Here is a 22399-nt window from a genome sequence, read left to right on the forward strand (position 1 = left end):
GCGGCCCACGGGTCTCAGCCCCGCGCCGCGCGCTCGCGCTTCAGCCGGTAGAGCGCGTCCAGCGCCTCGCGCGGGGTCAGCGCGTCCGGGTCGATCCCGTCGAGCAGCGCGCCCAGCGGATCCTCCGGCGGCGGTTCCGGCGGCGGGGGCGGCGCGAGGGCCGCGAAGAGCGGCAGGTCGTCGATCCGGGCGCGGGCCGGGCGGCCGCGCTCGGCCTTCTCCAGGCTCTTGAGGATCGCGCCGGCCCGGGTCACGACGCTGCCCGGGAGGCCGGCGAGCCGTGCCACCTGCAGCCCGTAGCTGCGCTCGGCGACGCCCGGCACGACCTCGTGCAGGAACACGACGCCGTCCCGGTGCTCGGCCACCTTCAGGGTGGCGTTCTCCAGCCGCGCCAGCCGGTCGCCCAGCGCCGTCAGCTCGTGGAAATGCGTGGCGAACAGCGCCCGGCAGGCATTCACCTCGTGGAGGTGCTCCAGGCAGGCCCAGGCGATCGACAGGCCGTCGAAGGTCGCGGTGCCGCGGCCGATCTCGTCCAGGATCACCAGGGAGCGCCGGGTCGCCTGGTTGAGGATCGCCGCGGTCTCGACCATCTCGACCATGAAGGTCGATTGCCCCCGGGCGAGATCGTCGGCGGCGCCGACGCGGGAGAACAGCCGGTCGACCCGGCCGATCCGCGCCTCTGCGGCCGGCACGAAGGCGCCGATCTGGGCGAGCACCGCGATCAGCGCGTTCTGGCGCAGGAAGGTCGACTTGCCGCCCATGTTCGGGCCGGTGATCAGGCGGATCCGGCCGCGCGTGTCGCCGGACAGGTCGCAGTCGTTGGCGATGAACGGCTCGCCGGCCCGGTGCAGGGCCGCCTCGACCACCGGGTGGCGGCCGCCGACCACGACGAAGCTGAGCGAGTCGTCGACCACGGGACGCCGCCAGTCGAGCTCGACGGCGAGTTCCGCGTGGCTCGCCGCCACGTCGAGCCCGGCCAGCGCCTCGGCCACCTCGGCGACGGGCTCGGCCTGGGCCAGCACGCGGGCCGCGAGGTCGTCGAAGACGGCGGCCTCCAGGGCCAGGGCCCGGTCGGAGGCGCCCGAGATCTTCGATTCGAGCTCGCCCAGCTCGACGCTAGTGAAGCGCATCGCGTCCACCATGGTCTGGCGATGGACGAACTCGCTCTGCAGGCCCTTCAGGCAGGCCTCGCCGACGGATTGCGGGACCTCGATGAAGTAGCCCAGCAGATTGTTGTGCTTGATCCGCAGGGTCCGGCAGCCGGTCTGCTCGGCGTAGCGCGCCTGAAGGGCCGCGATCACCTTGCGGGAATCCTGTCCGAGGGTCCGCGCCTCGTCGATCTCCGGGTGGTAGCCCGTGCGGACGAATCCGCCGTCGCGCCGGCTCAGGGGCAGCTCGTCGGCGAGCGCCGCCGCCAGAGTCGCGATGAGCGCCCGGTCGGCCTCGGCCAGATGCTCGGCCAGCCGGGCGAGTTCCGCCGGGAGGCCGTGCATGGCGGCGAGGCGCGCGCCGAGATCCGCCGCGACCGCGAGGCCGTCGCGGATCGCCGCGAGGTCCCGAGGACCCGCGCGACCGAGCCCGGTCCGCGAGAGGGCCCGGGCGAGGTCGGGCGCGCGGGCCAGGGCGTCGCGCAGGAAGCCGCGCAGGCGCGCGTCGTCCACCAGGTACGCCACCGCGGCGTGCCGCCGGGCGATGGCGTCGAGATGGGTGAGCGGGCCCGCGAGGTGCTCAGCGAGCAGCCGCGCCCCGTTCGCCGTCACGGTCCGGTCGATCGTGGCGAGGAGGCTCCCGGCGCGCTCGCCCGACAGGGTGCGGGTGAGTTCGAGATTGGCCCGCGTCGCCGCGTCGATCGCCAGGGTGGCGCCGCCATCCTCGCGGGTCGGGACCGCCAGGGGCGGACGGGCCGCGAGCTGCGTCCGGGCGATGTAGAGCAGCGCCGCCCCGGCGGCCGCGATCTCGGCCCGGGTGAACTGGCCGAACCCCTCCAGGGTCGAGACCCCAAACTGCTCGCGCAGGCGCCGCTCGGCGGCCGCGGGCTCGAGCTCGGCCTGCGCGAGGGGCACGACGGCGGCGCGGCTCTCCTGCCACAGGCGCGCGAGGGCCGGATCGGCGTGGATCGCCTCCGACAGGACGATCTCCCGCGGGTCGTGCCGCGCGATGGCGCCGGACAAGTCGCCGCCCGCGACCTCGCTGAGGGAGAAGCGGCCCGTGGAGATGTCCACCGCGGCGAGGCCGTAGGCGACCGCCCCCTCCCCCGTCTTCCGGCGGCCGATGGCCAGGAGGAGGTTGGCGCGGGCCGGGTCGAGGAGCCGGTCCTCGGTGATCGTGCCGGGGGTGACGAGCCGCACGACCTCGCGGCGGACCACGGATTTCGGCCCGCGCTTCTTGGCCTCGGCCGGATCCTCTGTCTGCTCGCACACCGCCACGCGGTGGCCGAGGGCGATGAGGCGGTTGAGATAGTCGTCGGACCGGTCGACCGGCACGCCGCACATCGGGATCTCGCCGCCCGCGTGCTTGCCGCGCTTCGTCAGGACGATGCCGAGGGCCCGGGACGCGATCTCGGCGTCCTCGAAGAACAGCTCGTAGAAGTCGCCCATCCGGTAGAACAGCAGGCAGTCCGGATTGGCGGCCTTGATCTCGATGTACTGCGCCATCATCGGCGTCGCGCCGGCCGGGTCCAGGCCGGGCGTGGGCGTCGTGTCGGCGGCGGGGCGGACGGCGGTTCTGGCCATGCCGCCTCTTAGCAGAGCGACGCCGGCGAATCAGGCCGGGCGAACCGATGCGACTGGGGAGAAGGCGCCCGGACTCCGCATCGCCGGTGGATGGCGCCCGGATCCGCCACAGCCTGCGCGGAATCCGGGCGCGGTCGCGATGTCAGTAGCGCGGGCCGCCCGTGGTGTTGCCGAGCTGCTGCTGGTAGCCCGGGCGCGACGGGTTGCGGGCGTTCGGGTTGCCGTGGCGCATCGTGTTCATGCGCCGCATCCGGCGCTCGTGCCGGGTCGAGTGATGGCGGTGCATCCGGTGATGATGCATGCGGTGATGGCGATGCATCGCCACGGTCTCGACCATGTCGGATCCGGCGAAGCCGGGCTGCGCGATCGCGGGCGCGGCCTGCGACGCGACGGTTCCGGCCAGGAGGCCGCCGAAGACCACACCCGCGGTCAGGAAAGAACGAAAAGACATCGTGGAGTAGCTCCGATCAACCCTCATGGGCCACCACCAAGTGACAAGTGCTCGTCATGTTCCGGAGCGGCGAGCGAAAAATAGTACGTGGCTTCCGAGAAGCGAACGGATTACCGCACCGCCCGACGCGCGTCCGCACTCGCCGGCGCGGAGACTTGCGAGATCCGGCCGTGCATTGAATATCGCTCTACAACTTGCCCGCGTGGACCGGCCCGCTTTCACGCGGGTGCAAGGCGGCTAGCGGAGGAACGCGCCGAGGTCGGCGTTGACCGCCTCGGGCTCCTCGTGGGCGAGCCAGTGGCTGGCCCGCTCGTACCAGCGGACCCGGCCGGCGTCGCAGAACGCGAGGCTCGCCTCCGCCAAGCCGGGCTGCAGCGCCGTATCCCGTCGCCCCCAGAGGATGAGCACCGGCACGCGCACCCGCGGCGGCCGCGCCCGGGGCAGCTGCACCAGGGCCCGGTACCAGTTCAGCATGCCGGTCATCGCGCCGGGCCGGAGCCACCCCGCGACGTAATGGTCGAGATCGGCCTGCGCGAAGGTGCCGGGCCGGCTGGAGGTCGTCAGCGCGCGCCGCAGGGCCCGGCCGCGATCCGCCGTGAGCAGCCGCTCGGGGAGGCGCGGGAGCTGGAAGAGGCCCACATAGGTGCTGCGCAGCCACTGACCGGGATGGCGGCGCATGTAGGTGCCGACAATCGCGGGATGCGGCGCGTTGAGGATCGCCAGCCGGTCGATCCGCTCGGGGTGGCGGCTCGCCACCCACCACGCGACGAGGCCCCCCCAGTCGTGGCCGACGAGCCGCACCGTGGGCGCGCCGTAGGCGTCGGCCAGGGCCAGGACGTCGCCGGCCAGCCGGTCCAGGTGGTAGGCGGCGATCCCCGCCGGCTTGTCGCTGAGGCCGTAGCCGCGCTGATCCGGCGCGATGATCCGCAGCCCCGCCTCGGCGAGCGGCCCGATCTGGTGGCGCCAGCCGTACCAGGATTCCGGGAAGCCGTGCAGCAGGATGGTCGGCGGCCCCGTCTCGGGGCCCGCCTCGGCCACGTGCAGGCCGATCTCCGGCAGGGCGATCCGGCGAAACCTCACTCCCGCGACGGTCATTCTCGCGCGCGCTCCGTCATGTCCGGCTCCCCCGCGGCGGAGAACGCGCGCGTCCTCCGGTCCGATCCGCTCAGAAGCCGAGCGCGGCGCCGTCGCCGGCGTCCGGGGAGAGCTGGTCGCGCAGACGCTCCGGCGCGGTCCGCGTCCAGAGGCACAGCAGCACGAAGGCGGCGCCGTGCAGGAGGGCGTGCGGCCCGGAATGGTCGGCCGCGGCGCGCCGGTCCGGCGCGGAACCGGGCACGGCGCCGGTCGGGGTCTTGGCAGGATGGGTCATGGTTCCGGTCTCCCGATGACGTGTTGCACCGGAGATCGTCGGCGGATGGTCCGGGTTACAGGGCCGCGGGCGCCGCGCGTGCGCCGCCGCACGCGGACATCTCGGCGCACCGGGTCAGCGCATCGGGTCGAGCCAGCGCGCGAGGGTCCCGGTCGCGATGCCCGCGCGGGTCTCCCGGTAGCCGAGTTCCGCCGATTCCCGGAAGCGCGACCACGCCCGCAGGTCGATGCCGGAGAGCTGCGGCTTCAGCACGGCGGTCGCGTGGGCCGCCGCCATCAGGCTCTGCGCGTCGCTCGACACGGTGGCGGCGCGCAGGAGCAGCGGGGCCAGGCCCGGCATCGCCAGCGGTGAGCCGATCAGCTTGCGCATGAGCCGGCCGCTCCACCCGCGCCGCGGCATATCCTGGAACGCCCGGTCGGTCCCGACATCGACGGCCAGGACCGGGCCGCGCTCCAGCCCGGCGGCGACGTCGGCCGGCAGGTTGTTCATCATGCCGCCGTCGACCAGGACGCCCTCGTCGCACAGCACGGGCGGCAGGAGGCCGGGGATCGCGATGCTGGCGCGCAGGGCCTTCGGCAGGTCGCCCGAGCGGTGCACCATGGTGTTGCCGGTCGTCAGGTTCGACGAGACGCAGAAGAACGGCAGCCAGAGGTCCTCGATGCGCACGCCGCCGTAGCGCGCCGCGAGGCCGGCATCGACCTTTGCGCCGCGGGTCAGCGCGTGCAGCGGCAGCGTGTAGTCGTTGATCGGGTTGCTGGTGGCGAAGAACGCCTCGATCTGGGCCTGGATCTCCGCGACGCTCCAGCCCATGGCGAGGCTCGCCGCGATGATCGCGCCCATGCTGGTCCCGCCCACGAAGTCGGGCGCGCAGGACACCTCGTCGAGGGCCTTGAGCACTCCTAGATGGGCGAGCCCCCGGGCCCCGCCGCCGCCGAGGACGAGGCCGCGCGCCGACCCGCTGGCGAGCCGCGCGAGGCGATGCAGATCCCCCCGGTCGCCGTCCCGGACCTGGATGCGCATCGCCGCGGGCAGCGCGGCGACCTCCGGATGCAGGGCCTTCGGGCGCCGGGCCGCGGGGTCCTGGCGCACGACGAGGTCCATGCGGATCCAGTCGGAGCGCACCCGGTCGAGATAGGCCGCCGCGCCCGGCCGCGGCGGCGCGCCGGGCTCGGCGAGGAGCAGGACATGGTCGCCCCGCCGCTGGCTCTGGCGGCACCAGGGGCAGTCGATGTCGTGCGCCGCGAAGATCGTGCGCGCGTGGGCGCCCTCGAAGGCCTGGAACCACGCCTCGTCGGCGCCCTCCGGCCAGTCGGTGAGGCAGCCGGTCTTCCCGGGCAGCAGGGCGTCGAAGGCGGCGGCGAGCTGCCGCGCCACCCGCGCCGGATCGGGCCCCTCGGTCACGGCCAGGATCGTGAAGATCCGCGGTGCGTGGTGGACCGAGTGGCCGTCGTAGATCGCCCGCAGGCGGTCGGCGAGCATCCGGGCGAAGTAGAGGAGTGTGTGCGGGTGCTCGGCGATCACCGCCTCGAAGGCCCCGCGGGTGAGTTGCAGGAGGTGCGAATCGCGCAGCGCCATAACGGTCGCCGCCCGCGGGGCGTCCGACAGCAGGGCCATCTCGCCGAAGGTCTCGGGCGGCCGCAGGCGCGCGATCCGGGTCGGCCGCCCGGCATGGTCGCGGGCCGAGACGCCGACCGCGCCGGAGACCAGCGTGTACAGGGCGTCCCCGGTCTCGCCCTGCTCGAACAGGGTCCGGCCGCCCGGCACCGCCACCGGCACCATCCGGGCCCGCACGGCCGCGATTGCCGGCGCGTCGAGGCCGGCGAGGAACGGGATCTCGGGTGCGCTCACGCCGGGACCGCCGCGTCGCTCGTCCCGCGCAGGCCTGCCGACGAACCCTGCCCCATCGTTCCGTTCCCGTCCCCGTGTCTTTCGACCACCATAGCGCATGGCGGCCGCCGGTACGCCCCGTGACCGTGGCCCGCATGTGAAACGCCGAGCCTTCGCGCGGCGGCGGCCATCCGCTACAGGCGGTGAAACACCGGAGCCGGGAGGAACGCATGTCGGGGCTTGAGCGGATCGCGATCGTGACCGGGGCCGGGACGGGTGTCGGCAAGGCCGCCGCCCTGGCGCTCGCCGACGCCGGATGGCGCGTCGTCCTCTCGGGGCGGCGTCAGGCTCCCCTCGAGGAGGTCGCCGCGCGGATCGGACACGGAGCCCTGGCGGTCCCGACCGACGTGACCGATCCCGACTCGATCGCCGCCCTGTTCGCGCGCACCAAGGCGGAGTTCGGCCGGCTCGACCTGCTGTTCAACAATGCCGGGATCGGCGCTCCGGCGGTCCCGCTGGAGGATCTGCCCCTCGAGACCTGGCGGCAGGTGGTCGACACCAACCTCACGGCGCTGTTCCTGTGCACGCAGCACGCCTTCCGGATCATGCGCGACCAGGATCCCCGGGGCGGCCGGATCATCAACAACGGCTCGATCTCGGCCCACGCGCCCCGACCGAACTCCATCGCCTACACGGCGACCAAGCACGCCGTGACCGGGCTGACCAAGGCGACCTCCCTCGACGGCCGGGCCTACGACATCGCCTGCGGCCAGATCGATATCGGCAACGCCGACACGCCCATGGGCGGCAAGATGAAGGCCGGCGTCCCGCAGGCGGACGGCTCCCTGCGGGCCGAGGCGGTGATGGATCCGGACCATGTCGGTCAGGCCGTGCTGTCCATGGCGAGCCTGCCGCTGGAGGCCAACGTGCAGTTCATGACCATCATGGCCACCAAGATGCCGTTCGTCGGCCGCGGCTGAACCAACGCGGTTTCCGGGCCCGCGCGGCGACGCCGCGCTGAACTGCTTGGCGGTGCGGACACGCGATCCGCCCTCCCCTGATCCGATCGAGCGGACCGGTCATCGCCGCCGTGCCGATCGGCCGGCCGCGCCCCGTGGCCCGCGCGACCCCATCGCGCCGACCGGCGATCGAACTCGGACCTGAACCCGCGGCGCGCTCCACACACACACCTGAGACCGCGCCGCGAGACGGGGCGCCGCGCGTGCCGATTGACGGCCCCATCTATAACTCATACAAATCGAATGCTCGAGCTTCTCAAGTTGCGGGCTTGGCCCTCGAAGAGGCTGCTGGCGGCGCCCGGATTGCGCTTCTGCCTGCCAACCCGGCCAAGTTTGCCGGATCGGCTCCCGCAGGGATATTCGGTCGGGCAGTGGATGGGTGTCGGCCATAGACTAGATAAGTAAAACATCGAGTTTTAATTATAGAAAATAATCGACCGACAATAACAGAAGTACGGACTCGCTTCGATTGAAGTCGAAGTCCGGCTGCGCAGCGATAGGGGGGGATTGTGATCGCCAGGCATACGGTTCTCAAATACATCCTGGGCCTGTCGCTCATCGGCGCGTGCGCCACGGCATCGGCGCAGGCGGCCGGCGGGGATTCGATCGGGGTCGCCATGCCGACCAAGTCGTCGCAGCGCTGGATCGACGACGGCAACAACATCGTCAGGCTTCTGAAGGCCAAGGGCTACAAGCCGGATCTGCAATACGCGGACGACGACATCCCGACCCAGCTCGCCCAGATCGAGAACATGCTCACCACCGGCGTGAAGATCCTGGTGATCGCTTCCATCGACGGCACGACCCTCAGCGATGTGCTGTCGAAAGCGAGCGAGCGCGGCGTCAGGGTCATCGCCTACGACCGGCTCATCCGGGGGACGCCGAACGTCGATTACTACGCCACCTTCGACAACTACAAGGTTGGCGTTCAGCAGGCGACATCCATCGTCGACGCCCTCGGCTTGAAGGACGGGAAGGGGCCCTTCAACATCGAGCTGTTCGGCGGTTCGCCCGACGACAATAACGCATACTTTTTCTACGACGGCGCCCTGTCGGTGCTGAAGCCCTACATCGACGCGAAGAGGCTCGTTGTGCGCTCGGGCCAGTTCGGCATGGACAAGGTGTCCACCCTGCGCTGGGACGCCGCGACCGCCCAGGCGCGGATGGATAACCTGCTCTCGGCCTATTACGGCAACGCCCATCTGGATGCCGTGCTCTCGCCCTACGACGGCATCTCCACGGCGATCCTCTCGTCGGTGAAGAGCGTGGGCTACGGGTCGGGCGGCGTGAAGCTGCCGGTGATCAGCGGCCAGGACGCCGAGCTGCAATCGGTCAAGTCGATCATCGCCGGTGAGCAGACGGCGACGATCTTCAAGGACACCCGGGACTTGGCCAAGGTGACGGTGGCGATGATCGACGCCATCGAGGCGGGCCGACAGCCCGAGGTCAACGACGTGAAGACCTACGACAACGGCAAGAAGATCGTCCCGTCCTACCTGCTCACGCCGGTGATCGTCACCCGGGCCAACTGGAAGCCGGCCCTGATCGACACGGGCTACTACACGCTCGACCAGCTCAAGTGACCGATGCCGGGGCGGAGCCCGGTCGCTCCGCCCGATCCGATCCCCGCCGCGACGACTGTCGCGCGGGCCGAACGTGCAGTCCGAGCTGGTAGGCGCCGCATGCAGCCCGTTCTCGAAATGCGGGGAATCACCAAGACCTTCCCCGGCGTGAAGGCCCTCTCCGACGTCAACCTGACCGTCGAGCCCGCCGAGATCCTCGCCCTGGTCGGCGAGAACGGCGCGGGGAAGTCGACGCTGATGAAGGTGCTGAGCGGCGTGTATCCCAACGGGTCGTACACGGGTGACATCACCTACGAGGGGCGGCCGGGCCGCTTCCGCGACATCACGGACAGCGAGCGCCTCGGCATCGTGATCATCCACCAGGAACTCGCCCTGGTGCCGTACCTGTCGATCGCCGAGAACATCTTCCTCGGCAACGAGCCGGCCCGGTTCGGGGTCATCGACCGGGATCGTGTCCAGGCCCGCGCCCGCGCGCTGATGGCGATGGTGGGGCTCGACGAGAGCCCCGACACCCTCGTCACCCATCTCGGGGTCGGCAAGCAGCAGCTCGTGGAGATCGCCAAGGCGCTCTCCAAGGAGGTGAAGCTCCTGATCCTCGACGAACCGACCGCGTCGTTGAGCGAGACCGACAGTGAGGCCTTGCTGCAGCTCCTGCTGCGCTTCAAGGCGCAGGGCATCGCCTCGATCCTGATCTCCCACAAGCTGAACGAGATCGCCAAGGTGGCCGACCGGATCACGGTCCTGCGCGACGGCAGCACCGTCGAGACCCTCGACTGCCGCGGCGGCGCGATCGACGAGGGCCGCATCATCCGGGCGATGGTCGGCCGCACGCTGGAGAGCCGCTACCCGGTCCGCACGCCGCGGATCGGCGCGGTGCTGATGGAGGTGCGCGACTGGACGGTCCACCACCCCGTCCACGCCGGCCGGGCGGTGGTGCGCGACGTCGACCTGAGCCTGCGCCGGGGCGAGATCGTCGGGATCGCGGGCCTGATGGGCTCGGGCCGGACCGAGCTCGCCATGAGCCTCTTCGGCCGGTCCTACGGCCGGGACATCCGGGGCACGGTCCGGATCGGGGGTGTCGAGGTCGACGTCTCGACGATCGACCGGGCGATCGCGGCCGGCCTCGCCTACGTCACCGAGGATCGCAAGCAACTCGGGCTCGTGCTGGGCGAGGACATCGCCCGGAACACCACCCTGGCGAACCTGCCCGGGATCTCCACCGCCGCGGTGATCGACGAGGCGGCCGAGCACCGGGTCGCGACCGGCTACCGCACCAAGATGCGCATCCGCTCCGTCGGGGTGACGCAGCAGACCGTGAATTTGTCGGGCGGCAACCAGCAGAAGGTCGTGCTGAGCAAGTGGCTGTTCACCCGGCCCAAGGTGCTGATCCTCGACGAGCCGACCCGCGGCATCGATGTCGGCGCGAAGTACGAGATCTACAGCATCATCAACGAGCTGGCGGAGGACGGCCGCGGCGTCCTCCTGATCTCCTCGGAGATGCCGGAACTGCTCGGCCTCTGCGACCGCATCTACGTGATGAACGAGTGGCGCTTCGTGGGCGAATTCGACCGCGCCGAGGCCAGCCAGGAAGCGATCATGCGCGCCATCATGCGCTCCAGGGGGCTGAACGGATGACCGACATCACAGTGAGCAAGTCCGTGAGCCCCGGCAGAGACCTCATCCCGGCCGCCGCCGCGGGCGAAGTCCGGGCCGGGCGCGGCCGCCTGCCGATGGCGCAGCTGCGCGCCTACGGTCTCGTCGTCGCGCTGGCGGTGATCACGCTGTTCTTCGAGGTCGCGACGGGCGGCGTCCTGTTCCAGCCGCTGAACCTGACCAACCTGATCCTCCAGAACAGCTACGTCGTCGTGATGGCGCTCGGGATGCTGCTGGTCATCGTGGCCGGGCATATCGACCTGTCGGTCGGCTCGGTGGTCGGTTTCGTGGGGGCGCTCGCCGCCCTGCTGATGGTCCGCTTCCACGTCGACCCGTTCTCTGCGGCCGTCCTGTGCCTCGCGGTGGGCGCGGTCATCGGCGGTCTGCAGGGCTACTTCGTGGCCTACCTCGCCATCCCGAGCTTCATCGTCACCCTGGCCGGCATGATGGTGTTCCGCGGCCTGACGCAGGTGCTGCTGCAGGGGGCCTCCATCGGACCGTTCCCGGAGGTGTTCCAGCTCCTCGCCAAGGGCTTCCTCGTCAACGGCGCCGGACCCTGGACCGCCGTCCTGATCGCCGCCGCGCTGGTCGCGACGCTGACCGGGCTGAACTGGCGACGGCGGCAGGCTCGGCTGCGGAACGCGAGCCCGGCCGAGTCCCCGGCGGCGTTCATCGGCCGCAACGGCGTGACCGCCATCCTGATCCTGGCCTTCGCCTGGCAGATGAGCGCGTACCGGGGCCTGCCCAACGTGCTCCTCGTGCTGCTGGCGCTGGTGACGCTCTACGGGTTCGTGACGACGCGGACGACGATCGGGCGCCGGATCTACGCGCTGGGCGGGAACATCAAGGCCGCGCGCCTCTCGGGGATCAAGACCGAGCGGCTGATTTTCCTGACCTTCGCCAACATGGGCGCGCTGGCGGGCCTCGCCGGCATGATCTTCGTCGCCCGGCTCAACACCGCGAACTCGAAGGCCGGCGTCGGGATGGAGCTCGACGTGATCGCGGCCTGCTTCATCGGTGGCGCCTCGGCGGCGGGCGGCATCGGCAAGGTCTCGGGTGTCGTGATCGGCGCCTTCATCATCGGCATCATGAACAACGGCATGTCGATCCTGGGGATCGGCGTCGACTGGCAGCAGGTGATCAAGGGCGTCGTCCTGCTCGCCGCCGTGTGCCTCGACGTCCACAACAAGACCAACCGGCTCTGACCGGCGCCCCGCGCTCCGCGGTCCCGCCTCCGGTTCGGATGGCCCCGATCGGGACGGCGCGGGTCCGCGTCGCGGAGGGTGTCGATCCGGCGGAGCCGCGATCGCTTGTGGCGTGCCCCGCGTGGTCGTGGCGCAGTGTTCGCGGAGGTCGGGCTGCCGGGCCCGGCCCGGCCGCCCGAGGCGGCGGCCGGGTTTCCGCCGCCCGGCGCGATCAGGTCTTGCGGGCGACCGTGAAGCGGGCGGCGTCGCGCAGGACGCGGGCGCCCTCCCCCCAGGACGACACCGCGTCCTCGCAGACGCCGACGAGGCGGTCGCACTCGGCGCGGGCCCCGTCGATGCCGAGACGGTCGACGAGCGTCGCCTTGCCGGCATCCTTGTCCTTGCCGGTGGCCTTGCCCATGGCCTCGGGCGAGGCCTCCCGGTCGAGGATGTCGTCGGCGATCTGGAAGGCCTGCCCCAGGGCGAGGCCGTAGCGCAGGAGTGCGGCCTGCTGGTCCTTGTCGGCACCGCCGACGATCGCGCCGGCCTCCACCGAGAAGGCCAGGATCGCGCCGGTCTTCATCGCCTGCATCCGCAGGGTGTCGTCCACGTCCATGTTGGCCGCGCCGAACCGGCCCTCGGCGGTGAGGTCGAGGATCTGGCCGCCGACCATGCCGCCGAGGCCCGAGGCCCGAGCGAGGCCGAGCACGAGGTCGGCGCGGATGCGCGCATCCGGCTGCCAGGTCGGGTCGGCCACGATCTCGAAGGCCAGCGTCTGCAGGGCGTCGCCGACGAGGATGGCGGTGGCCTCGTCGTAGGCCTTGTGGACCGTGGGCTTGCCGCGGCGCATGTCGTCGTCGTCCATCGCCGGCAGGTCGTCGTGGACGAGGCTGTAGCAGTGGACCAGCTCGACGCCGGCGCCGGCCGCCAGCGCGGCGGCCTCGGAGCCGCCGAGCATCCGGGCGGTCTCGATGGCCAGGAACGGCCGGAGACGCTTGCCGCCGCCGAGCACGGCGTGCCGCATGGCCTCCATCAGGCGGGGCGGCCGGGCGATCTCGCCGGCGCCGACCGCGGGGCCGAGCCGCTCGACCAGGAAGGTCTCGACCGTGCCGGCGACCTCCGTCAACCTGTGGGTAAAATCGGCGGCCGGCGTGACTGCCTTGACCGAACCGGTCGGTGCCTGCGTTGAGGGGGTCGGGGTCATCGGGCTTACGTCCGGTCCTGGCCTTGCGAAACCAATCGGGTGTCAGTTGGGCGGGGACGGACTCACGGTGGACGGGGCTCGACGCAGGCGGGAGACGGCAGGTCGCGACCTCCCGCTCGCGCGCCCGCGCCGTTCCCGTCGCGTCCGACAGCTTGTGGGAGCGCTGCTGCTGCTCCCCGCCGTCGGGTTCGTCCTCGCGCTGACGTTGGCGCTCGTCTATAGCGCGGTGATGCCGCCGTCGACCCTGATGCTGGGACGGTGGTTGACGCTTCAGCCGGTGAGTCGGGATCCGGTCCCGCTCTCCGCCATCGCGCCGGTCCTGCCGCAGGCGGTGATCGCCTCGGAGGATCAGCGCTTCTGCCTGGATCACGGGGTCGATTTCGGCGCGATCCGCGACGTGGTCGAGGACGAGGATTCCCCGAGCCGCGGCGCCTCCACGATCGCCATGCAGACGGTGAAGAACGTCTTCCTGTGGCCCGGCCGCTCCTACATCCGGAAGGCCATCGAGATCCCGCTGGCGCTGGCGCTCGACACGCTCTGGGGCAAGCGCCGGATGATGGAGATCTACCTCAACGTCGCCGAGTGGGGCGACGGGATCTACGGCGCGCAGGCCGCGAGCCGGCACTGGTTCGGCAAGGACGCGAGCCGGCTGACCCGCAACGAGGCCGCCCTGCTCGCCGCCGTGCTGCCGAACCCGATCACCCGCAGCGCCGGCCGGCCCTCTCCCGGGGTGCGCCGCCGGGCCGCGCGGATCCAGGCGATGATGGGACAGATCGACGGCCTCACGGGCTGCGTGCGGCGGTAGCAGGGGGCGACTCGCCTCTGTAAGACGGGCCTTCCAAGCGTGAGAGCCGGGACCGATACACGATGAGCGATGCCGCCTACGACCTGAGCCTGGAGCGCATCGCCCTGATCCGCCGGATGGTCGTCGCCTGGGACGGCGCCGAGCCGGGGGCGCCGACCATCCACCCGGCCGCCCCCTATGGCAGCCTCGACCGCGACGGCGACATCGCCAACGTCACCGGCGACGACGAGGGCGCCGAGGAGGAGCACCGGTCCCTCGAGGACGGCCTCGCCGTCTTCGTCCAGAACGGGCAGCTGAAGCCGGGCCGGTACCAGTACCACAACGGTCTGGCCAAGCTCGATCCGGGCGCCGTGGGCGACGTCTTCCGGGACGCGGCCACCGGCGAGACCCCGGACCTGATCACCTTCGCGGTGACGCCCGAGCACCTCGCGCTGATCCCGCAGCTGAACATCGGGTGGAACGCCGAGCAGGGGGTGCCGCGCGTCGACCCGGAGCGGCCCTACGGCGCGGACGGTGCCTACACCGCGGCCATGAAGCGCCTTCTCGCCGCCGTGCCGGGCGCGGCCGCGAACGACGACGAGGACGCGGAGACGCGGCTCGTGCGCCTCCATCGCGAATTGCAGCCGGCCCTGCAGATCTTCCTGCGCTACGCCGATCTCGGGCCCGGCGACTTCCGTCGGGCCGCCGAGCGCTGGCTCCCCGCCTGACGGCTACCTCCGGTCGCGGCCGCCCGCGCGGCGGCGACCGGCACCGGGCTCAGCCCTCGCGCTTCTTGCGCTGGGCCAGGGTGCGCAGGCGCAGGGCGTTGAGCTTGATGAAACCCGCCGCGTCGCGGTGATCGTAGGCGACGGCGCCCTCCTCGAAGGTCACGAGGTCCTGGTCGTAGAGCGAGTGCGGGCTCTCGCGGCCGATCACGTGGACGCCGCCCTTGTAGAGCTTCAGCCGCACCGTGCCGGTGACCTTCTCCTGGCTCTTGTCGATCAGGGCCTGGATCATCTCGCGCTCCGGCGAGAACCAGAAGCCGTTGTAGATGAGCTCGGCGTATTGCGGCATGAGCTGGTCCTTGAGGTGCGCGGCCCCCCGGTCCAGCGTGATCGACTCGATGGCGCGGTGCGCCGGCAGCAGGATCGTGCCGCCCGGCGTCTCGTACATGCCGCGGCTCTTCATGCCGACGAAGCGGTTCTCCACCAGGTCGAGCCGGCCGATGCCGTTGGCGCGGCCGAGCTCGTTGAGCTTGGTCAGAAGGCTCGCGGGCGACAGAGCCTCGCCGTCGATCGAGACGGCGTCGCCGCGCTCGAACCCGATCGTGATGACCGTCGGCTGGTCGGGCGCCTCCTCGGGGGAGAGGGTGCGCGAGTAGACGTAGTCCGGCACCTCGACGGCCGGATCCTCCAGCACCTTGCCCTCCGAGGAGGCGTGCAGGAGGTTGGCGTCCACCGAGAACGGGCTCTCGCCGCGCTTGTCCTTGGCGATCGGGATCTGGTGCTGCTCGGCGAAGGCGATGAGCTGCTCGCGCGAGCGCAGGTCCCACTCGCGCCAGGGCGCGATTACCGTGACGTCGGGCTTCAGCGCGTAGTAGCCAAGCTCGAACCGGACCTGATCGTTCCCCTTGCCGGTGGCGCCGTGGCAGACCGCGTCGGCGCCGACGCGCTCGGCGATCTCGATCTGCTTCTTGGCGATCAGCGGCCGGGCGATCGAGGTGCCGAGCAGGTAGACGCCCTCGTAGACGGCGTTCGCCCGGAACATCGGGAAGACGTAGTCGCGGACGAATTCCTCGCGCAGGTCCTCGATGTAGATATTCTCGGGCTTGATGCCGAGGAGCTCCGCCTTGCGGCGCGCGGGCTCCAGCTCCTCGCCCTGGCCGAGATCGGCCGTGAAGGTGACGACCTCGCAGCCGTAGGTGGTCTGCAGCCACTTCAGGATGATCGATGTGTCGAGGCCGCCGGAATAGGCCAGCACGACCTTCTTCACGGGGCTCTTCGCGGGGACGGACATGGGACTTCCGGAACTGGGCGAGGGATCTGGCTCGGCGTCTGCGGCTTATCGCGGGTGTCACCGGCCTGCAACCGGCGCGCCGCCTCGCGCGTAGCCGAGATGCCGGAGGATCGGCCGCGTTTCGCCTCACGACGGCCTTGCGGTTGTGTCAGAAACGGCGCGGGCGTTGCAGGTCGTCATCGCCGCGAGAGTGCATCGGAGAAGCGAAGTCTATGGCGCGCCAGCCAATTCTGGAGTTCTGGTACGAATTCGCCTCCACCTACTCCTACCTCGCGGCCATGCGCGTCGAGGCCGCCGCCGCCGAGGCGGACGTGGCGATCCGGTGGCGCCCCTTCCTGGTCGGGCCGCTCTTCGCCGCGCAGGGCTGGACCACCTCGCCGTTCAATCTCTACGCGGCCAAGGGCAAGAACATGTGGCGCGACGTCGAGCGCGAGGCCGCCCGCCTCGGCCTGCCGCCGGTGACGCGCCCCGCCCAGTTTCCGCAGAACAGCCTCAGCGCGGTGCGGGTCGCGATCCTCGGCCAGGACCAGCCGTGGCTGGTCCCGTTCTCGAAGGCGGTCTTCACCGCGAGCTTCGCCGAGGGCCGCTCGATCGCGGAGCCGGCGGCCGTCGCGGAGATCCTCGATTCGCTCGGGCTCGACGGCACGCAGACCGTGCGGGCCGCCGCCGCCGAGGCCAACAAGACGAAGCTGCGGGTCAGCGTCGAGGAGGCGCGCTCCCGCGGGATCTACGGGGCGCCGACGTTCCTGGCCGATGACGGCGAGCTGTTCTGGGGCAACGACCGGCTCGAGCAGGCCCTGGCCTGGGCGACCGGCGACCGGCCGAAGGGGCTGCGCTAGGCCGCGCCCGCCGCGCGGTAGCGCGACGTTCACGGCCGCTCGGCCATGAAACCGACTCGACCCCCTGGTTCTGGTCCGGCTCCGCTTCGGCGCGGCCGGAGCGGGACAGCGATGCCCCGGACGAGTCCCATGCCTGTTTCGAAGCCTGTCTCGCGACGCCTCCTGCTCGCCGCAGCCGCCACCTTCGGTGCCGGCCTGACCAGCGCCTCCGCGCAATCCTACGGCCAGCGGGTCGCGGTGACGGGCGACGACGGGCGCGCGGTGGCGAACTCGATCCTGCCGGGCGAGATCACCGGGCAGATCCCGGCCCTGCGCGGCGTGACCTATGTCGGGCCGCGGGATGCCGGCACCACGCTCTACGAGTTCTTCGACTTCAACTGCCCGTACTGCCGGAAGGCGGCCGCCGACGTGGTTGCCCTGCACGACAGCGATCCGGAGCTGCGGATCGGGCTTGTCCACAACCCGATCCTGTCGCCGCAATCCGCCCAGGCCGCCAAGGTGATGCTCGCGGTGCAGCGCAAGCTCGGCTCCGAGGCGGCGTGGCGCTTCTACCAGACGCTGCTGGGCAAGCCCGGCCGCATCGACGGGCCCGGCGCGCTCGCCGTCGCCGCCACGATGGGGATCCCGCAGGCGGAGGTCGAGGAGATCGCCGACAGCGAGGAGGTGCGCGCGGCGCTGAAGAGCCAGATGCGGATGGCCGCGGATCTCGGCCTCTACGCGACGCCGTCCTACGTGATCGGCAACAGCGGGATCCTCGGGCATCCCGGCGCCGGCGCCATGGCCAAGATGATCGCGAGCGTGCGGCGCTGCGACCGGCTCGCCTGCTGAGGCGGGACCCGCGTCACACTTCCGCCGTCCTGACGCGCAGCGACGCGCGCCTGCCGTGTTGCGCGCGGCCATGCTGGCATGCTAGGCGGTCGCCGCGCCGCGAGGACAGTTCTCGACCTGTCCGTTGCCGGCGCGATCCCACGTCCCGAACGGTCTCGCACCGCGCTCCAGCCGGAGCGCGCGGAGCGGACGGGCAACCAGAGAAGAGAGCGACGGGTGGCGCAGAACGGTTCCGAGGCTGGTCCCCTGGTCGCAGGCGTGGCGGGCCGGTACGCTTCCGCCCTGTTCGAGCTCGCGCGCGACGAGCGCCAGGTCGACGCGGTCGCCGAGTCTCTCGATCAATTCGACACGCTGCTGAAGGAGAGCGCGGATCTCCGCCGCCTCGTCCGCAGCCCGGTCTTCAGCGCCGAGGAGCAGGCGGCCGCCATCGGCGCCGTGCTCGACAAGGCGGGCATCGGCGGCCTCGCCGGCAATTTCATCCGCCTCGCGGCCTCGAACCGCCGGCTCTTCGCCCTGCCCGACATGATCGACGCGTTCCGGACCCTGGTCCAGGACTCGAAGGGCATCGTGCGCGCCCAGGTCCGGGTGGCCGAGAAGCCCTCCGACGCGGTGATCGAGGAGATCAAGGCGTCGCTGCGCGACATCGCCAAGGCCGATGTCGCCGTCGACCTCGTGGTCGATCCCAGCCTGATCGGCGGCCTCGTCGTGAAGATGGGCTCGCGCATGGTCGACGCCTCCCTCAAGACCAAGCTCAACGGTATCCGCCTCGCGATGCGGGCCGCGCGGTAAGCGCCCCCATCCGACCCGAACACGCATAGACGCATCAGCGACAGAGGCCCGAGTATGGACATCCGCGCCGCCGAGATCTCCGCGATCCTGAAAGAGCAGATCAAGAACTTCGGCGAGGAGGCCGAGGTCTCCGAGGTCGGGCAGGTCCTGTCCGTCGGCGACGGCATCGCCCGCGCCTACGGCCTCGACAACGTCCAGGCCGGCGAGATGGTCGAGTTCGAGTCGGGCGTGCGCGGCATGGCCCTGAACCTCGAGCAGGACAACGTCGGCATCGTGATCTTCGGCTCCGACCGCGAGATCAAGGAAGGCCAGACCGTCAAGCGGACCGGCGCCATCGTGGACGTGCCGGTCGGCAAGGGCCTGCTCGGCCGCGTCGTCGACGCCCTCGGCAACCCGATCGACGGCAAGGGCCCGATCCAGTCGACCGAGCGTCGCCGCGTCGACGTCAAGGCTCCGGGCATCATCCCGCGCAAGTCTGTGCACGAGCCGATGGCCACGGGCCTGAAGGCGATCGACGCCCTGATCCCGGTCGGCCGCGGCCAGCGCGAGCTGATCATCGGCGATCGCCAGACCGGCAAGACCGCCATCGCCCTCGACACGATCCTGAACCAGAAGCCGGGCCACACCGCCGGCGGTGACGAGAAGGCCAAGCTCTACTGCATCTACGTCGCTATCGGCCAGAAGCGCTCGACGGTGGCCCAGTTCGTGAAGGTCCTGGAGGACCAGGGCGCGCTGGAGTACTCCATCGTCATCGCCGCCACGGCGTCCGACGCGGCCCCGATGCAGTTCATCGCGCCGTTCGCCGGCTGCGCCATGGGCGAGTACTTCCGCGACAACGGCATGCACGCCGTGATCGTGTACGACGATCTGTCCAAGCAGGCCGTGGCCTACCGCCAGATGTCGCTGCTGCTGCGCCGCCCGCCGGGCCGCGAGGCGTATCCGGGCGACGTGTTCTACCTCCACAGCCGCCTGCTCGAGCGCGCCGCCAAGATGGGCGACGCCGCCGGCAACGGCTCGCTGACCGCGCTGCCGGTCATCGAGACCCAGGCCAACGACGTCTCGGCCTACATCCCGACCAACGTGATCTCGATCACCGACGGCCAGATCTTCCTCGAGACCGACCTGTTCTACCAGGGCATCCGCCCGGCGGTGAACGTCGGCCTCTCGGTGTCGCGGGTGGGCTCCTCGGCGCAGACCAAGGCGATGAAGAAGGTCGCCGGCAAGATCAAGGGCGAGCTCGCGCAGTACCGCGAGATGGCCGCCTTCGCGCAGTTCGGCTCGGATCTCGACGCCTCCACCCAGGCGCTCCTGAACCGCGGCTCGCGGCTCACCGAGCTCCTGAAGCAGCCGCAGTTCTCGCCACTGAAGATGGAAGAGCAGGTCGCGGTGATCTACGCCGGCGTGAACGGCTACCTCGACAAGATGCCGGTGACCAAGGTCCGTCCCTTCGAGGACGCGCTGCTCTCGACCCTGCGCTCCAAGCACAAGGACCTGCTCGACTCGATCGCCGCCTCCAAGGACCTGTCGGACGAGAACGCCGGCAAGCTGAAGAGCGTCGTCGAGAGCGTCGCCAAGTCGATCGGCTGATGTGAGGCCCCTCCCCTCGGGGAGGGATCTTGGGTGGTGCGGGGGGATCCCGGTCCCCGCCGCACCGCCCGAACTTCCGGCTCCTTCCCGCCGAGGGAAGGAGAGGCCCATAGAACGGACCTGGACCTCACCCGATGGCGAGTTTGAAGGACCTGCGCAACCGCATCACCTCGGTGAAGGCGACGCAGAAGATCACCAAGGCCATGCAGATGGTCGCCGCCGCCAAGCTGCGCCGGGCGCAGATGGCCGCCGAGGCGGGCCGTCCCTACGCCGAGAAGATGTCGGCGGTGCTCGGCAACCTCGCGGGCAACCTCGTCGGCGGCGTCGGCGCCCCGCGGCTCCTGTCCGGGACCGGCTCCGAGCAGACGCACCTGCTCGTGGTGTGCACGGGCGACCGCGGCCTCGCCGGCGCGTTCAACTCGTCGATCGTCCGCCTCGCGGTGCGCGAGTACGCCCAGAGGCTCGCCGCCGAGGGCAAGACGGTCAAGATCATGACGGTCGGCAAGAAGGGCCTCGACGCGCTGCGCCGGCAGTACCGCGACCAGATCGTCGAGAGCATGGACATCCGCGGCAACCGCCCGGTGGATTACGAGTTCGCCGCCTCGATCGCCGACAAGATCCTGACCCGCTTCGAGAACGGCGAGTTCGACGTCGCGACCCTGTTCTACTCCGAGTTCCGCTCGGTCATCTCGCAGATCCCGACCGCGCAGCGCCTGATCCCCGCGGAGCTGCCGGCGGTCGACACGACCGCGAAGGCGGCCGCCGGCAACGCCGCCCTGGAATTCGAGCCGTCCGAGGAGGCGATCCTCGAGACGCTGCTGCCGAAGAACCTGACGGTGCAGATCTACCGGGCGCTCCTGGAGAACGCCGCCTCCGAGCAGGGCGCGCGCATGAGCGCCATGGACTCGGCGACCCGCAACGCGGGCGAGATGATCAAGAAGCAGACGCTGATCTACAACCGGACGCGTCAGGCCATGATCACCAAGGAACTCATCGAGATCATCTCGGGCGCGGAAGCCCTCTGAGGCACCGCGACCCGACCGCACAGCTTGAAGGGTAGGTTAACGATGGCGAACACCGCACTCCCCGGCACCGGCTCCAACAAGGTCGGCAAGATCACCCAGGTCATCGGCCCCGTGGTCGACGTGCAGTTCGAGGGCCACCTGCCCGAGATCCTGAACGCGCTGGAGACCAAGAACAACGGCGCCCGCCTCGTCCTCGAGGTGGCCCAGCAGCTCGGCGAGAACACCGTCCGCTGCATCGCCATGGACACGTCCGAGGGCCTGACCCGCGGCCAGGAGTGCACCGACACCGGCGAGCCGATCAAGGTTCCGGTCGGCATGAACACGCTCGGCCGCATCATGAACGTCATCGGCGAGCCGATCGACGAGGCTGGCCCAGTCCAGGCCGACACGTTCCGCGCCATCCACCAGCCGGCCCCCTCCTACGCCGAGCAGTCGACCGAGGCCCAGATCCTCGTGACCGGCATCAAGGTGGTGGACCTGCTCGCCCCCTACGCGAAGGGCGGCAAGATCGGCCTGTTCGGCGGCGCCGGCGTCGGCAAGACCGTGCTGATCATGGAGCTGATCAACAACATCGCCAAGGTGCACTCGGGCTACTCGGTGTTCGCCGGCGTGGGTGAGCGCACCCGCGAGGGCAACGATCTCTACCACGAGATGATCGAGTCCAAGGTGAACGTCGACCCGAAGGAGCACGGCTCCGCCGAGGGTTCGAAGTGCGCCCTGGTCTACGGCCAGATGAACGAGTCGCCGGGCGCCCGCTCGCGCGTCGCCCTGACCGGCCTCACGATCGCCGAGCAGTTCCGCGACGACGGCCAGGACGTGCTGTTCTTCGTCGACAACATCTTCCGCTTCACGCAGGCGGGCTCCGAGGTGTCGGCGCTCCTCGGCCGCATCCCGTCGGCGGTGGGCTACCAGCCGACGCTCGCCACCGACATGGGCGCCCTCCAGGAGCGCATCACCACCACGACCAAGGGCTCGATCACCTCGGTGCAGGCGATCTACGTGCCGGCCGACGACCTGACCGACCCGGCGCCCGCCGCCTCGTTCGCCCACCTCGACGCCACGACCGTGCTGTCGCGCTCGATCGCCGAGAAGGGCATCTACCCGGCGGTGGACCCGCTGGACTCGACCTCGCGCATGCTGTCGCCGGCGATCCTCGGCGAGGAGCACTACGATGTCGCCCGCCGCGTCCAGCAGACCCTGCAGCGCTACAAGGCTCTCCAGGATATCATCGCGATCCTGGGCATGGACGAGCTGTCCGAGGAGGACAAGCTGACCGTGGCCCGCGCCCGCAAGATCGAGCGCTTCTTCTCGCAGCCCTTCTCGGTGGCCGAGGTGTTCACTGGCTCGCCGGGCAAGCAGGTCGCCCTCGAGGACACCATCAAGGGCTTCAAGGGCCTGGTGAACGGCGACTACGACGACCTCCCGGAGGCCGCCTTCTACATGGTCGGCACCATCGAGGAGGCCCAGGAGAAGGCCAAGAAGCTCAAGGCCGCGTAAGACGACACCCCC

The 22399-nt window shown here is 70.8% G+C and carries 19 protein-coding genes; 12 read left to right on the forward strand and 7 right to left on the reverse strand.

Annotation, left to right across the window (positions count from 1 at the left end):
* Nucleotides 1–14 precede the first annotated feature (14 nt).
* From mutS to ABIC30_RS04830, 5 genes are all read right to left on the reverse strand, one after another.
* Entirely contained in the window at nucleotides 15–2732 is a 2718-nt protein-coding gene (gene mutS / locus ABIC30_RS04810) for a DNA mismatch repair protein MutS (protein WP_020093484.1), read from the reverse strand.
* Nucleotides 2733–2874: 142 nt separating this feature from the next.
* Complete coding sequence (locus ABIC30_RS04815; RefSeq protein WP_026604979.1) at nucleotides 2875–3183, reverse strand: hypothetical protein; 309 nt, start codon at nucleotides 3181–3183, stop codon at nucleotides 2875–2877.
* Nucleotides 3184–3420: 237 nt separating this feature from the next.
* On the reverse strand, nucleotides 3421–4278 hold the full coding sequence (locus ABIC30_RS04820) for an alpha/beta fold hydrolase (protein ID WP_354454266.1): 858 nt from the start codon (nucleotides 4276–4278) through the stop codon (nucleotides 3421–3423).
* Between the two features lie 70 nt (nucleotides 4279–4348).
* Nucleotides 4349–4552, reverse strand: a complete 204-nt coding sequence (locus ABIC30_RS04825) for a hypothetical protein (RefSeq protein WP_020093487.1) — start codon at nucleotides 4550–4552, stop codon at nucleotides 4349–4351.
* 114 nt (nucleotides 4553–4666) lie between these two features.
* The gene (locus ABIC30_RS04830; RefSeq protein ID WP_020093488.1) at nucleotides 4667–6400 is read right to left on the reverse strand and encodes a patatin-like phospholipase family protein; all 1734 of its coding nucleotides are present in this window, start codon (nucleotides 6398–6400) and stop codon (nucleotides 4667–4669) included.
* A 209-nt stretch (nucleotides 6401–6609) separates the two neighbouring features.
* On the opposite strand from ABIC30_RS04830, the gene ABIC30_RS04835 reads away from it, so the two are divergent.
* The 4 genes from ABIC30_RS04835 to mmsB all read left to right on the forward strand — a co-directional run bounded on the left by ABIC30_RS04835 (nucleotide 6610) and on the right by mmsB (nucleotide 11839).
* Nucleotides 6610–7359 (forward strand): SDR family oxidoreductase, encoded by a 750-nt coding sequence (locus tag ABIC30_RS04835; protein ID WP_020093489.1) that lies wholly within the window; start codon nucleotides 6610–6612, stop codon nucleotides 7357–7359.
* Nucleotides 7360–7907: 548 nt separating this feature from the next.
* The gene (gene chvE, locus ABIC30_RS04840; protein WP_502915809.1) at nucleotides 7908–8981 is read left to right on the forward strand and encodes a multiple monosaccharide ABC transporter substrate-binding protein; all 1074 of its coding nucleotides are present in this window, start codon (nucleotides 7908–7910) and stop codon (nucleotides 8979–8981) included.
* 99 nt (nucleotides 8982–9080) lie between these two features.
* Nucleotides 9081–10616 (forward strand): multiple monosaccharide ABC transporter ATP-binding protein, encoded by a 1536-nt coding sequence (mmsA, locus tag ABIC30_RS04845; protein ID WP_354454269.1) that lies wholly within the window; start codon nucleotides 9081–9083, stop codon nucleotides 10614–10616.
* A 95-nt stretch (nucleotides 10617–10711) separates the two neighbouring features.
* The gene (gene mmsB, locus ABIC30_RS04850; protein ID WP_354454459.1) at nucleotides 10712–11839 is read left to right on the forward strand and encodes a multiple monosaccharide ABC transporter permease; all 1128 of its coding nucleotides are present in this window, start codon (nucleotides 10712–10714) and stop codon (nucleotides 11837–11839) included.
* Between the two features lie 211 nt (nucleotides 11840–12050).
* Here mmsB and ABIC30_RS04855 read toward each other — a convergent pair whose 3' ends face one another.
* Entirely contained in the window at nucleotides 12051–13022 is a 972-nt protein-coding gene (locus ABIC30_RS04855) for a polyprenyl synthetase family protein (RefSeq protein WP_354454271.1), read from the reverse strand.
* Nucleotides 13023–13056: 34 nt separating this feature from the next.
* Between ABIC30_RS04855 and mtgA the strand changes: the two genes are divergently transcribed.
* Both mtgA and ABIC30_RS04865 read left to right on the forward strand, forming a co-directional pair.
* The gene (gene mtgA / locus ABIC30_RS04860) at nucleotides 13057–13827 is read left to right on the forward strand and encodes a monofunctional biosynthetic peptidoglycan transglycosylase (protein WP_376738861.1); all 771 of its coding nucleotides are present in this window, start codon (nucleotides 13057–13059) and stop codon (nucleotides 13825–13827) included.
* A 62-nt stretch (nucleotides 13828–13889) separates the two neighbouring features.
* Entirely contained in the window at nucleotides 13890–14534 is a 645-nt protein-coding gene (locus tag ABIC30_RS04865) for a hypothetical protein (protein WP_020093495.1), read from the forward strand.
* A gap of 49 nt (nucleotides 14535–14583) precedes the next feature.
* On the opposite strand, the gene ABIC30_RS04870 is transcribed toward ABIC30_RS04865, so the two are convergent.
* Complete coding sequence (locus tag ABIC30_RS04870; RefSeq protein ID WP_020093496.1) at nucleotides 14584–15822, reverse strand: argininosuccinate synthase; 1239 nt, start codon at nucleotides 15820–15822, stop codon at nucleotides 14584–14586.
* 212 nt (nucleotides 15823–16034) lie between these two features.
* Between ABIC30_RS04870 and ABIC30_RS04875 the strand changes: the two genes are divergently transcribed.
* The 6 genes from ABIC30_RS04875 to atpD all read left to right on the forward strand — a co-directional run bounded on the left by ABIC30_RS04875 (nucleotide 16035) and on the right by atpD (nucleotide 22387).
* Nucleotides 16035–16661, forward strand: a complete 627-nt coding sequence (locus ABIC30_RS04875; RefSeq protein WP_020093497.1) for a 2-hydroxychromene-2-carboxylate isomerase — start codon at nucleotides 16035–16037, stop codon at nucleotides 16659–16661.
* A 129-nt stretch (nucleotides 16662–16790) separates the two neighbouring features.
* A complete protein-coding gene (locus ABIC30_RS04880) occupies nucleotides 16791–17489 on the forward strand; it encodes a DsbA family protein (RefSeq protein ID WP_020093498.1) in 699 nt (232 codons plus the stop codon).
* A gap of 216 nt (nucleotides 17490–17705) precedes the next feature.
* A complete protein-coding gene (locus ABIC30_RS04885; protein ID WP_020093499.1) occupies nucleotides 17706–18278 on the forward strand; it encodes a F0F1 ATP synthase subunit delta in 573 nt (190 codons plus the stop codon).
* Nucleotides 18279–18332: 54 nt separating this feature from the next.
* Nucleotides 18333–19865 carry a F0F1 ATP synthase subunit alpha gene (gene atpA / locus ABIC30_RS04890; RefSeq protein WP_354454275.1) on the forward strand — a complete coding sequence of 511 codons (1533 nt, stop codon included), beginning with the start codon at nucleotides 18333–18335 and terminating at the stop codon, nucleotides 19863–19865.
* Between the two features lie 134 nt (nucleotides 19866–19999).
* On the forward strand, nucleotides 20000–20890 hold the full coding sequence (locus ABIC30_RS04895) for a F0F1 ATP synthase subunit gamma (protein WP_020093501.1): 891 nt from the start codon (nucleotides 20000–20002) through the stop codon (nucleotides 20888–20890).
* A 42-nt stretch (nucleotides 20891–20932) separates the two neighbouring features.
* Nucleotides 20933–22387 (forward strand): F0F1 ATP synthase subunit beta, encoded by a 1455-nt coding sequence (gene atpD, locus ABIC30_RS04900; RefSeq protein WP_020093502.1) that lies wholly within the window; start codon nucleotides 20933–20935, stop codon nucleotides 22385–22387.
* The last annotated feature ends 12 nt before the right edge of the window (nucleotides 22388–22399 follow it).

Origin of the sequence: Methylobacterium sp. 1030, from assembly GCF_040544715.1 — a bacterium.
In the GTDB taxonomy this organism is placed as follows: domain Bacteria; phylum Pseudomonadota; class Alphaproteobacteria; order Rhizobiales; family Beijerinckiaceae; genus Methylobacterium.

Excerpts from the sequence above, each read along its gene's own strand:
- ABIC30_RS04815 (WP_026604979.1), bottom strand. The coding sequence starts at position 3,183 with ATGTCTTTTCGTTCTTTCCTGACCGCGGGTGTGGTCTTCGGCGGCCTC.
- atpD (WP_020093502.1), top strand. The coding sequence starts at position 20,933 with ATGGCGAACACCGCACTCCCCGGCACCGGCTCCAACAAGGTCGGCAAG.
- mutS (WP_020093484.1), bottom strand. The coding sequence starts at position 2,732 with ATGGCCAGAACCGCCGTCCGCCCCGCCGCCGACACGACGCCCACGCCC.
- mmsB (WP_354454459.1), top strand. The coding sequence starts at position 10,712 with ATGGCGCAGCTGCGCGCCTACGGTCTCGTCGTCGCGCTGGCGGTGATC.
- ABIC30_RS04870 (WP_020093496.1), bottom strand. The coding sequence starts at position 15,822 with ATGTCCGTCCCCGCGAAGAGCCCCGTGAAGAAGGTCGTGCTGGCCTAT.
- ABIC30_RS04825 (WP_020093487.1), bottom strand. The coding sequence starts at position 4,552 with ATGACCCATCCTGCCAAGACCCCGACCGGCGCCGTGCCCGGTTCCGCG.
- ABIC30_RS04865 (WP_020093495.1), top strand. The coding sequence starts at position 13,890 with ATGAGCGATGCCGCCTACGACCTGAGCCTGGAGCGCATCGCCCTGATC.
- atpA (WP_354454275.1), top strand. The coding sequence starts at position 18,333 with ATGGACATCCGCGCCGCCGAGATCTCCGCGATCCTGAAAGAGCAGATC.
- ABIC30_RS04835 (WP_020093489.1), top strand. The coding sequence starts at position 6,610 with ATGTCGGGGCTTGAGCGGATCGCGATCGTGACCGGGGCCGGGACGGGT.
- ABIC30_RS04855 (WP_354454271.1), bottom strand. The coding sequence starts at position 13,022 with ATGACCCCGACCCCCTCAACGCAGGCACCGACCGGTTCGGTCAAGGCA.
- ABIC30_RS04880 (WP_020093498.1), top strand. The coding sequence starts at position 16,791 with ATGCCTGTTTCGAAGCCTGTCTCGCGACGCCTCCTGCTCGCCGCAGCC.
- ABIC30_RS04875 (WP_020093497.1), top strand. The coding sequence starts at position 16,035 with ATGGCGCGCCAGCCAATTCTGGAGTTCTGGTACGAATTCGCCTCCACC.
- mmsA (WP_354454269.1), top strand. The coding sequence starts at position 9,081 with ATGCAGCCCGTTCTCGAAATGCGGGGAATCACCAAGACCTTCCCCGGC.
- ABIC30_RS04820 (WP_354454266.1), bottom strand. The coding sequence starts at position 4,278 with ATGACCGTCGCGGGAGTGAGGTTTCGCCGGATCGCCCTGCCGGAGATC.
- ABIC30_RS04895 (WP_020093501.1), top strand. The coding sequence starts at position 20,000 with ATGGCGAGTTTGAAGGACCTGCGCAACCGCATCACCTCGGTGAAGGCG.